Source organism: Pseudomonas sp., assembly GCF_050739995.1.
Classification (GTDB): Bacteria; Pseudomonadota; Gammaproteobacteria; order Pseudomonadales; family Pseudomonadaceae; genus Aquipseudomonas.
In genome coordinates this window covers 1-10,692 of record NZ_JBOICG010000020.1, presented here as the reverse complement: position 1 = coordinate 10,692, position 10,692 = coordinate 1, and the positions used below count along the sequence as shown (strand labels likewise).

Below are 10,692 nucleotides of genomic sequence, written 5' to 3'. Positions count from 1 at the left end.
GCTGCTGACCACCGCCTCGATGCGCGAGCAGAACCTGCCGGCCCATCGCCTGACCCTGAGCAACACCCAGCACATGTACTGGACCGTGGCGCAAATGGTGGCACACCACAGCGTCAATGGTTGCCAGTTGCAAGCTGGGGACTTGTTTGGTTCGGGCACCTTGTCCGGGCCGCAGCCGGGGCAGTTCGGCAGCCTGCTGGAAATCACTGAAGGTGGTAAAAAGCCGATTGAACTGGCCTCCGGCGAGGTGCGCAAGTTCCTCGAAGACGGCGACGAAATCATCCTGCGCGCCCGTTGCAGCCGCGAAGGGTTTACCTCCATTGGCTTCGGCGAATGCCGGGGTACCGTGGTCGCGGCGCGCTAAGGGGGCAGGGCGATGGAACTCTATACTTACTACCGTTCCACCTCGTCGTACCGGGTGCGTATCGCCCTGGCGCTGAAGGGGCTGGATTTCACCGCCGTGCCGGTCAACTTGCTGGTGCCGGCGGGTGGTGCGAACCGTCAGCCGGAATACCTGGCGATCAACCCCCAGGGCCGTGTACCGGCCTTGCGGACTGATGAGGGCGAGCTGTTGATTCAGTCGCCAGCGATCATCGAGTACCTGGAGGAACGTTATCCACAGGCACCGCTGCTCTCCAAGGACCTGGCGACCCGCGCCCATGAGCGTGCGGTGGCGTCGATCATCGGTTGCGATATTCACCCGCTGCACAACTCCAGTACCCAGAACCTGCTACGCAAGTGGGGGCATGACGAGGCGCAGTTGCTGGAATGGATCGGCCATTGGATCAGCCAGGGCTTGGGCGCCGTGGAGCAACTGATTGGCGACAAAGGGTTTTGCTTTGGCGAGCAGCCCGGGATGGCGGATGCTTTCCTGATTCCCCAGCTGTATGCGGCCGAGCGTTTCAAGGTGCCGTTGGTGGCGTATCCGCGTATCGGGCGGGTGGCGGCATTGGCGGCGCAGCATCCGGCGTTCATTCAAGCCCACCCTGCCAATCAACCAGACACCCCCTAACCCCCAACACTTGCACAAAACCAATGTGGGAGGGAGCAAGTCCCCTCCCACATTTAGGTCGGCGTCATCCATAGAACAATAATAGGTACCTTGCGATGCACAATCAGATTGCCAGCTTTCGCGCGGCACTCGATGCCCGTCCGGTGTCGCGCTATCAGTGGTTGATTCTCCTGTTGTTGGCGCTGCTGCTGGTGACCGATGGCTACGATGCCCAGGTGCTGGGCTATGTGGTGCCGGCGTTGGCCAAGGATTGGGGCCTGGAAAAAGCCGCGTTCGGCCCTGTATTCAGTGCCAACCTGCTGGGCCTGACGCTGGGCTCGTTGCTGGTGACGCCCCTGGCCGACCGGTTTGGTGTGCGGCGCATCCTGCTGGGCTGCGTGCTGATTTACGCCAGCCTCACGGTACTGATGGTCTTCGCCAACTCCCTGACCACACTGATGGCTGCGCGCTTTATCTGTGGCATTGGCATGGGCGGTGCGATGCCGAGCGCCATGGCATTGATGTCGGAGTATTCCCCGCCCCGTTTGCGCACCTTGATGGTGACGTTGGCCGCGTGCGGCTTCTCGTTCGGCGGCGCGGCGGGTGGTTTTGTCGCCGCGGGGTTTATCGAAAACTACGGTTGGCAGGCGGTATTCCTGGCGGGCGGTGTGACGCCGCTGCTGCTCTTCCCATTCCTGGTGTGGCTGCTTCCGGAATCCCTGCCGCGTTTGTTGCGTGATTCGCCGCCTTATTTGCGGCTGCAAAAGGTCACGGCGCGCATGCTGCCCAACTGGCAGCCACCACTGGCCACCGAGGCCGAAAACCAGCAGGAACAGGGCAGTAAACTGACGGTGGTGGAGTTGTTCCGTAATGGCTACGCACGCCCGACCTTACTGATCTGGGCGACCTTTTTTGTCAGCCTGATCCTGCTGTATTTCATGATCAGTTGGCTGCCGTCGCTGCTGCTGGAAAGTGGCCTGGCCTTGAAAGAAGCCAACCTGGTGACGTCGATGTTCCTGTTCGCCGGCACCCTGGGCGCCATTGGCATGGCCTGGTTCGCCGACCGCCTGAAAAGTAAAGTGCGCCTGTTGTCCGCAGTGTTGGCGGCAGCGGCGCTGTGCACCCTTCTGTTGGGTCTGAACCATGACAACCCACGGTATCTGGTGGCCTGCGTGTTCGCCGCCGGCTTCTGCATCATTGGCGGCCAGTTGACTCTCAATGCCTTCGCCAGCAACTTCTACCCGGCACACGTGCGCGCGACCGGCACGGGTTGGGCCTTGGGTGTGGGACGATTCGGTTCAATCCTGGGGCCGCTGTTTGGCAGCATGCTGTTGGCGATGCACATTCCGGTGCAGCAGATTTTCTTCTTCTGCGCGATTCCGGCGGTGATTGCGGCGTTGTTGATTATTCAGGTGCGTTCGCCCGTCGTGAGCGAGCCGAAGAGCCCGTTGCATACCGATATCCTTAAGGAACCGCAGGTTTAATGCACCACGGTGTTGGGCGGCAGATGCCCCAACCGTTCGGCCAGGCGCAGGCGCTGGATCGGATCTTCGCTGAGCAGCAGGGCGTGTTCCAGGTCAAAACGTTCGGCGTTTGGGCAGTCCAGGCGTTGATACAGGCTGGCTCGGGCGAGGTAGTCGGCGGCACTGGCATTGCCCAGTTCCAGCACGCGCTCGGCATCGACCAATGCATCGAGCGGGGCGTCATTGGAGAGATGCAGTTGGCGCAGGTTACGTGACAGCCGTTGCAAGATCGCGCGTGGTTCGGCGGTGTGCAGGTGGTCGGCCTGCAACTTGAGGTTCGGCCCGTACTGACGGTGCAGCAATTCACGGCAGTCATTGGGGTACAGGCGTCGACCGCCGCAAGGGTCCAGCAGATGGTCGGCGCCGGGCACCCGCAGCAGAAAGTGCCCGGGAAAATTCACGCCCACCATGGGGATGTCCAAGCGGCGTGCCATCTCCAAGGCAATCAGCCCCATGGCCAAGGGCTGCCCGCGCTTGCGTTGCAGCACCTTGTCCAGCAGGGCGGCGGCGGGGCGCAGCGGGGTGAAGTCATCCTGGGCAAACCCCAGGTCGTTCAAACGCCGCAACAGTGGCTGGCCCAGTTCGTCTGCCGGCAACATGGGCATACCCAGCGCGACCTGTTGTTGCAGCAAGGTAAAATCTTGCAGGATCAGCAACGGCTGCACGGCAGGGTCGTGCTCGGCGGCAATCCACAGCGCCGCTTCAAACAGCGCAGGGGGTGAACGTTCCAGGCAGGCGAAAAAGGCTTGGCGGGGATTCATTGCGTTCTCCGGCGGATGCCCCGTTTTAGCCTTGCTGTGTATTTTCGTCCAGCGTCTTGAGAAATATCCCGCTTCCTTATGTCTTGCGGCCTACAAAATCGGGAGCCTTATTCCAGTGCAGTCCAGCAGTTTTTTACCGCAAGCCTATACTTGGGCCACTACCAGAAGTGATTCGGGAGCTCATTGATGTTTGCGCTCATGCACAGCACCCGCCTTGAATCGCTGCACCTGAGCGTCGACCCTGTGACCGGGCTGAAGGCGATCATCGCCATCCACAACAGTCGCCTGGGTCCTGCCTTGGGCGGCTGTCGTTACCTCGCTTACCCCGACGATCAAAGTGCCGTGGCGGACGCTGCGCGCCTGGCCCAAGGCATGAGCTACAAAGCCGCCCTGGCTGGCCTGCCGGTAGGCGGCGGTACGGCGGTGATCATCCGCCCCGTGCATGTGGAAAACCGTGCTGCCTTGTTCGAAGCCTTCGGTCGCTGCATCGAAAAACTCGACGGCCGTTTCATCACTGCCATCGACAGCGGCACCTCGGTCGCGGATATGGATTGCATCGCCCAGCACACCCGTTTCGTCACCAGCACCACCGCCGCTGGCGATCCTGCGCCCCACGCCGCCATGGGGGTGTTCACCGGCATCCGCACCACCGCCATGGCCCGCTTGGGCAGCGACAACCTTGAAGGCTTGCGCGTGGCAGTCCAGGGCCTGGGCAATGTGGGGTATGCCCTGGCTGAGCAACTGCATGCGGCGGGTGCCGAGCTGTTGGTCAGCGACATCGACCACGGCAAGGTACAACTGGCCATGGAGCAACTCGGCGCGCACCCCATCGCCAACGACGCCTTGCTCAGCACCCCCTGCGACATCCTCGCGCCCTGCGGGGTTGGCGCGGTATTCAACCGTCACACCGTCGGCCAACTGCGCTGCGCCGCCGTGGCTGGTTCTGCCAGTGCGCAACTGACCAACCTGGACATTGCCGATCAACTGGAAGGGCGCGGCATCCTCTATGCGCCGGACTACGTGATCAACTCCGGAGGCCTGATCTACGTTGCCCTCAAGCACGGTGGCGCCGAACTGCCGAGCATCACTGCTCATCTGTCGAACATCGGCACGCGCCTGACCGAAATCTTTGCCCACGCCCAAGCCGAAAAACGTTCCCCCGCCCGTGTGGCGGATGAGCTGGCCGAGCGCCTGCTGTACAAATAACCCAGGCATTAAAAAGGCCCTGAGTCAGTGACTCAGGGCCTGTTCAATTCGGGCTTTATTCCGCCGCAGGGTTCAGCAACTCGGACAACGCGTCCGGTTGGCTCTTGAACGCCTTGGCAAATACATCACGATTCTTCGCCATGTAGATCCCAGCCTCTTCCACCTGCTGCTCGCTCAGGGACGGCACGGCTTTTTGCAACACTTCTGCCAGCAACTCAGCGAGTTCAAGCATCTTGTCATGACGGTCAGCTTCGGCTTTATCCATGAACAAACGCTCCAGATCTCGGCTGCTGCGGTATACCACTTCGACGGCCATTCACCACCTCACATGCCTTCACGATAGTTGTCTTTTGCGACTACTGTATTTATATACAGCTAAAAGGGTAAGCCAAACCGTGGGGTTTGGGTAGCAGTTTTTTAATGTAGTCGGGAAATGCAGGTTTGGCGTGCCTCATCTCACGCAGCCATCATCTTATTTCCTAGCTACTGGCCTTTTTTCTGCATGCAGAACAACCGTCACGTCCAACCCGCATTATCCGGTCGAGCCGACCTAAGGAAGTATCATCGTGAAAATCAACTGGGCCGAAAGGCTGCGCCAGAACGTGCATGGGCTGGCCGAGTCGCTGGGTAACCTGTTTGTCGAGTCGTTCCATTACCTGGCGCTGTTCGCCATTGGCGCGGTGACGGCCTGGGCGGCGGTGATGGAATTCCTGGGGATGCTGGAGAACGGTCACATTAAGATCGACGACATCTTGCTGCTGTTCATCTACCTGGAATTGGGCGCGATGGTCGGGATTTACTTCAAGACCAACCACATGCCAGTGCGCTTCCTGATCTATGTGGCGATCACCGCACTGACGCGACTGCTCATCTCCAATGTGTCCCACCACAACCCGCCGGACATCGGCATCATCTACCTGTGCGGCGGCATTCTGCTGTTGGCCTTCTCGATTCTGGTGGTGCGTTACGCTTCGTCGGCATTCCCCTCGGTGAAGGTTGAAGGCCCGCGTCGCAAGGGCGAGGCGAGCCAGGACACCGAGAAGGGTGAGCTTTAAAGCCCGACGCTGAAGGGCAGGGTGCGAGAAGGTGGCGGCTGCAGGAGTTTGTGGCTGTCGCCGTCCGTCATCACTGCCAGGATTTCCATGGCGCTGTGGCCTTGTTCGATGGCGATGCCGAATTGGATGCTTTGCACCAGCCGTCTGAGCCGTTGCGGGTCGTTGCGTTGTGCGGCGCTGATCATGCGCTTGGCCACCACGCCTGTCTCGTTCGAGAGGGTGAGCATGATGCTGCCATCAAGCCGTTGGATACTCAGGTTGACGCGGTAGTGGGGGGTGAAAGTGTCCGTGATGATCTGAAATGGATTGTCCATGGTGCGTTACCGCCTGATAGGAACATGCAGTCATTGACGGCCGGTGTCGGGAATAGTTCGCGTTGCCTGACCACCGGCCACTCCGTCGCTGAGGTTTCACAAGGTCCGTTTGCCTCAGAGGCTGTACAGCAAGGGGCGTGCCGTATAGCGACTTGTCAGACGTTGAGGTCCCAATGTGGGAGGGGGCTTGCCTCCGATAGCGGTGTGTCAGCCAATGAATACTCGGCTGGAGGATTGCTATCGGGGGCAAGCCCCCTCCCACATTTGTTTCGTGTTGTTCTTTAGGTCGGTGTTCGATTTCAGGGCAACACGGAAAAAACGATCGCAGACAGCGCAATCAGCCCGATCACTACCACAAACACATTCGACAACTGGCCCGAGTACTGGCGCAGGGATGGCACGCGGCGGATGGCGTACATCGGCATCAGGAACAGCAGGCACGCGATGATCGGCCCGCCCATCGTCTCGATCATGCCCAGGATGCTTGGGTTGAACGTGGCGACGGCCCAGCAGGTCAGCACCATGAACAGTGCAGTGCAGCGTTCCAGCGCTTTGGACGACATCGAACGGTTACGCCCGCGCAGGGATTTGACGATCAAGCCCTGGAAGCCTTCGCTGGCGCCGATGTAGTGGCCCAGGAACGATTTGGTAATCGCCACCAGCGCAATCAACGGTGCGGCGTAAGCAATGACCGGTGTTTGGAAGTGGTTGGCCAGGTACGACAGGATCGAAATGTTCTGCGCCTTGGCGGCCGCCAGGTCTGCGGGTGACAGGGCCAGCACGCAACTGAAGCAGAAGAACATCACCGTCAGCACCATCATGCCGTGGGCGGTGGCGAGGATGCCGCTGCTTTTGCGTTCGGCCTGGGCGCCATAGACACGTTTCTGGTCGACGGCGAACGCGGAGATGATCGGCGAATGGTTGAAGGAAAATACCATCACCGGAATCGCCAGCCACAGGGTCTTGAAGAACAGCGGCAGCGGCATGCCTTCACCGGCCGAGGCGAAGAAGGCGCCGTTCCAGTTGGGGATCAGGCTGAAGGCCAGCAGCAACAGGGCGGCGACGAACGGGTACACCAGCACACTCATGGCCTTGACGATCACGCCCTGGCCGCAACGTACGATGGCCATCAACCCGAGGATCAGCACCAGCGACAGGATCGCCCGGGGTGGCGGCGCCATGTGCAACTGGTGCTCCATGAAACTGCCCAGGGTGTTGGTCAGCGCCACGCTGTACACCAGCAGGATCGGGAAAATCGCAAAGAAATACAGCAGGGTGATCAGTTTGCCCGCACCGACGCCGAAGTGTTCTTCGACCACTTCGGTGATGTCGCCGGATTTGCCCGACAGCACAAAGCGCGTCAGCCCACGGTGGGCGAAGAAGGTCATCGGAAAGGCCAGCAGCGCCAGCACGATCAGTGGCCAGAAGCCGCCGACACCGGCATTGATCGGCAGGAACAAGGTGCCGGCGCCGATGGCGGTGCCGTAGAGGCCGAGCATCCAGGTGGTGTCGTGTTTGGTCCAGCCTTTGCTCACGGTTGTAATGCTGGCAGCGGGACTTTCGGCAGCGGGTGTACGTACATCAGTCATCGGTATTGCCTCGTTATTATTTTTGCGCGGGCTCACGTTGGGGCGGGTAGCAGTGCTCCGATCAGCACTCCACCCAGCTGACCGCCAGGCCGCCCCGTGAAGTTTCTTTGTATTTGTCATGCATATCGGCGCCGGTATCGCGCATGGTGCGGATCACCCGGTCGAGGGAAATGAAGTGTTTGCCGTCACCGCGCAGGGCCATTTGCGTGGCGTTGATCGCCTTCACGGCGGCGATGGCGTTGCGCTCGATGCACGGCACCTGCACCAGGCCGCCGACCGGGTCGCAGGTCAGGCCGAGGTTGTGCTCCAGGCCGATTTCGGCGGCGTTTTCCAGTTGCTCAGGGGTGGCGCCGAGAATATCGGCCAGCCCGGCAGCGGCCATGGCGCAGGCCGAGCCGACTTCGCCCTGGCAGCCGACTTCGGCGCCGGAGATCGAGGCGTTTTTCTTGCACAGGATGCCGACGGCGGCGGCCGCCAGGAAGAAATTGACCACATCGTCGTCGGACGCATCGGCGTTGAACTTCATGTAGTAGTGCAGCACGGCCGGAATGATCCCTGCTGCGCCATTAGTCGGTGCCGTCACCATGCGTCCACCGGCAGCGTTCTCTTCGTTGACGGCGAGGGCGAACAGGTTGACCCACTCCATCGCGGAAAGGGTCGAGGTGATGACATTCGGCTTGCCGATTTCCAGCAGACTACGGTGCAGTTTCGCCGCGCGGCGGGGCACATTCAGGCCACCGGGCAAGATGCCTTCGTCGCGCAGGCCTTGCTCCACGCATTCGCGCATCACCGACCAGATATGCAACAGGCCGCTGCGGATGTCTTCGTCGCTGCGCCACGCCCGTTCGTTGGCCATCATCAGTTCGGAAACCCGCAAGCCGTGCTTGTTGCACAAGGCCAGCAATTCGACCGCGCTGGAAAAGTCGTAGGGCAATTCAACATCGCTGGTCGGAGCAACGCCTGAGGCCGCTTCAGCCGCTTCGATGATGAAACCGCCACCCACCGAGTAATAGGTTTGCTCGCTCAGCAGACCGTTTTCACCGTAGGCGTGCAGCGACATGGCGTTGGGATGGTAGGGCAGGCTTTCGTCCAGCAGCAGGAGGTCGGTGTGCCAGTTAAAGGCAATGTCCTGGGTGCCGGCAAGCAACAGCCGGCCGGACTCACGCAGTTGCTGGATACGGGTGTTGATCAAGGTCGGGTCGACCTGATCCGGCCACTCGCCCATCAAGCCCATGACGCAGGCGCGGTCGGTGGCGTGGCCGACGCCGGTGGCGGACAGAGAGCCATACAGGCGCACTTCGACCCGGCGTGTGTCGCTCAGCAAGTGTTGATCGGTCAGTGCCTGGGCAAAGCTCGCTGCCGCCCGCATGGGGCCGACGGTATGGGAGCTGGACGGGCCGATGCCCACTTTGAATAGATCGAAAACACTGATAGTCATGCTAAAGCCTTACAAGCAATGGAGTAGAAATCGCTGCCATTTTTGTAGGACGAGCGCAATTGGCGCGATACTGATCCTCTGGATCGGCACTGACCAACGAATTATCCTAAGAAACCCTTTAGCAGGACTAAACCCTATGGCTCGCCCTCTCCACGGTCAGACCTACGTCTGGTTACACGTTTTTTCCTGTGCGGCACGGCACCTGTCGTTCACTCGTTGCGCCGAAGAACTGCACATCACACCGGGGGCGGTGAGCCAGCAAATTCGCCAGTTGGAAGAACGCCTGGGGTTTCGGTTGTTCCATCGCCGGGCGCGTGGGGTTGAACTGAGTGCCGAGGGCCAGCGTTTGGCGGCAACGGTGGGGGAGGCCTACGGCAGCATCGATGCCGAATTGCAGCGGTTGGACGCGGGTATGATCAGCGGCACTTTGCGCCTGCGCTCCATCCCGTCGTTTCTGGGCAAGTGGCTGACTCCGCGTTTACCGCGTTTGCAGCAACGTTTCCCGGATATCCAGCTGCGCATGGTGGCCGAAGACAGCAGTATCGCCCTGCATGAGGGCGACTTTGACCTGGCGATTGACCTCAACGACGGCAGCTATCCCGGCTTGTTATCCACAGCCCTGCTGGACGAGCAGATATTCCCGGTGTGCGCTCCCAGCCTGCTGCGCGGCCGGCCACCGTTGCACGGTCCGGCGGATCTGGTGCATTTCCCGCTGTTGCACGACATCACCGCCTGGCGTGGGAGTTATGAGTACGCCGAGTGGGAGTTCTACCTGAATGCCATCGGCTATCACGATGCTGATGTGCGGCGCGGGCACACCTTCAACCGCAATCACCTGACCATTGAAGCCGCGATCGCCGGCATGGGCGTCGCGATCGCCCGGCGTACCTTGCTCAACGATGAGCTGGAGCGCGGCACCTTGATCGTGCCATTCGGCGTGGCCGTGCCCAACCACAAGCGTTACGTGCTGCTGTATGCGCCGGGCGCGCTGAATCATCCGGGCGTGCGTGCGGTGCATGACTGGCTGGTGGAAGAAGCGGGGATTTTTCGTGGATTGCACCCGTTGGGAGAGGGGCAATTGTAAGGTTTGAAGGGAGTAGGAAGATGCAACTAACTCCCCACCCTAACAGCGTTTTTGCTCGTAGTCAGACTTAATTTGTAATGTGGGATTTATCTTTGCAAAGGGGTTGAATTGTTTCTCTGACTGCTCAATTGTGTAATCAAGAGGTCATGGTTTCACCACATCGGTGTTGCAGTTGTGACCTCCCGCGAGCTAGCTGAAATAAGGGAAGAACTATGCAAATCCAAGTCAATAGCGATAACCATATTGAAAGCAGCATCCGACTGGAGGAGTGGGTACGTACTACCATTGAGAGCACGCTCGAACGTTATGAAGAACACCTGACCCGCGTTGAGGTCTACCTGCGGGATGAGAACGGCGACAAGCCCGGTCCCCATGATTTGAGTTGCCGTCTGGAAGCACGGCCAAAGGGCCATCAACCGATCTCGGTCTGCGATAAAGCCGATACGCTGGAACAGGCGATTGACGGTGCAGCCATCAAGCTGGAGCACGCGCTGGAACATTTGTTCGGCAAACTGCAGGGCAAGCCACGCGCTGCCGGGAAAGGCCTGCCAGCCAACAAAGTGAACGAGGGTGCGCTTGAAGCGGAGTTTGAAGAAAACCTGCAGGCAGCGATTAACAGCTGACAGCGCTTTCATCCCTACCCAAACGGGCCTGCATACGCAGGCCCGTTTTCGTTTAACGGCTGCGGAAAAAGTACCGGCTCAATAGCGCCAGCCCGCCAGCGCCGATAC

12 protein-coding genes are annotated in these 10,692 nt (G+C 60.2%); 7 read left to right on the top strand and 5 right to left on the bottom strand.

The window, feature by feature from the left end; all coding sequences use genetic code 11:
- From ACRESD_RS00570 to ACRESD_RS00560, 3 genes are all read left to right on the top strand, one after another.
- On the top strand, positions 1-364 hold a 364-nt coding region (locus ACRESD_RS00570; RefSeq protein WP_431749150.1), incomplete at its 5' end, for a fumarylacetoacetate hydrolase family protein.
- 12 nt (positions 365-376) lie between these two features.
- Entirely contained in the window at positions 377-1,012 is a 636-nt protein-coding gene (maiA, locus tag ACRESD_RS00565) for a maleylacetoacetate isomerase (RefSeq protein ID WP_431749149.1), read from the top strand.
- A gap of 95 nt (positions 1,013-1,107) precedes the next feature.
- The gene (locus ACRESD_RS00560) at positions 1,108-2,475 is read left to right on the top strand and encodes an MFS transporter (RefSeq protein WP_431749148.1); all 1,368 of its coding nucleotides are present in this window, start codon (positions 1,108-1,110) and stop codon (positions 2,473-2,475) included.
- On the opposite strand, the gene ACRESD_RS00555 is transcribed toward ACRESD_RS00560, so the two are convergent.
- The gene (locus ACRESD_RS00555; protein ID WP_431749147.1) at positions 2,472-3,275 is read right to left on the bottom strand and encodes a SirB1 family protein; all 804 of its coding nucleotides are present in this window, start codon (positions 3,273-3,275) and stop codon (positions 2,472-2,474) included. The genes ACRESD_RS00560 and ACRESD_RS00555 overlap by 4 nt on opposite strands.
- 186 nt (positions 3,276-3,461) lie before the next feature.
- Between ACRESD_RS00555 and ACRESD_RS00550 the strand changes: the two genes are divergently transcribed.
- A complete protein-coding gene (locus ACRESD_RS00550; RefSeq protein WP_431749146.1) occupies positions 3,462-4,481 on the top strand; it encodes a Glu/Leu/Phe/Val dehydrogenase dimerization domain-containing protein in 1,020 nt (339 codons plus the stop codon).
- A 55-nt stretch (positions 4,482-4,536) separates the two neighbouring features.
- Here the strand turns inward: ACRESD_RS00550 and ACRESD_RS00545 are convergent, their stop codons facing one another.
- Positions 4,537-4,797, bottom strand: a complete 261-nt coding sequence (locus ACRESD_RS00545; RefSeq protein ID WP_003188807.1) for a YebG family protein — start codon at positions 4,795-4,797, stop codon at positions 4,537-4,539.
- A 250-nt stretch (positions 4,798-5,047) separates the two neighbouring features.
- Between ACRESD_RS00545 and ACRESD_RS00540 the strand changes: the two genes are divergently transcribed.
- Entirely contained in the window at positions 5,048-5,536 is a 489-nt protein-coding gene (locus ACRESD_RS00540; RefSeq protein WP_431749145.1) for a phosphate-starvation-inducible protein PsiE, read from the top strand.
- On the opposite strand, the gene ACRESD_RS00535 is transcribed toward ACRESD_RS00540, so the two are convergent.
- The 3 genes from ACRESD_RS00535 to ACRESD_RS00525 form a co-directional block, all read right to left on the bottom strand.
- Positions 5,533-5,850, bottom strand: coding sequence for a DUF3509 domain-containing protein (locus tag ACRESD_RS00535; protein ID WP_431749144.1), 318 nt, complete (start codon positions 5,848-5,850; stop codon positions 5,533-5,535). The two genes, ACRESD_RS00540 and ACRESD_RS00535, sit on opposite strands and share 4 nt — an antisense overlap.
- A gap of 299 nt (positions 5,851-6,149) precedes the next feature.
- Positions 6,150-7,439 (bottom strand): serine/threonine transporter, encoded by a 1,290-nt coding sequence (locus tag ACRESD_RS00530; RefSeq protein ID WP_431749143.1) that lies wholly within the window; start codon positions 7,437-7,439, stop codon positions 6,150-6,152.
- A gap of 61 nt (positions 7,440-7,500) precedes the next feature.
- On the bottom strand, positions 7,501-8,877 hold the full coding sequence (locus ACRESD_RS00525; protein WP_431749142.1) for an L-serine ammonia-lyase: 1,377 nt from the start codon (positions 8,875-8,877) through the stop codon (positions 7,501-7,503).
- 136 nt (positions 8,878-9,013) lie between these two features.
- On the opposite strand from ACRESD_RS00525, the gene ACRESD_RS00520 reads away from it, so the two are divergent.
- Both ACRESD_RS00520 and ACRESD_RS00515 read left to right on the top strand, forming a co-directional pair.
- Positions 9,014-9,961, top strand: a complete 948-nt coding sequence (locus tag ACRESD_RS00520) for a LysR substrate-binding domain-containing protein (RefSeq protein WP_431749141.1) — start codon at positions 9,014-9,016, stop codon at positions 9,959-9,961.
- Between the two features lie 212 nt (positions 9,962-10,173).
- The gene (locus ACRESD_RS00515; protein WP_431749140.1) at positions 10,174-10,584 is read left to right on the top strand and encodes an HPF/RaiA family ribosome-associated protein; all 411 of its coding nucleotides are present in this window, start codon (positions 10,174-10,176) and stop codon (positions 10,582-10,584) included.
- Positions 10,585-10,692: the final 108 nt, after the last annotated feature.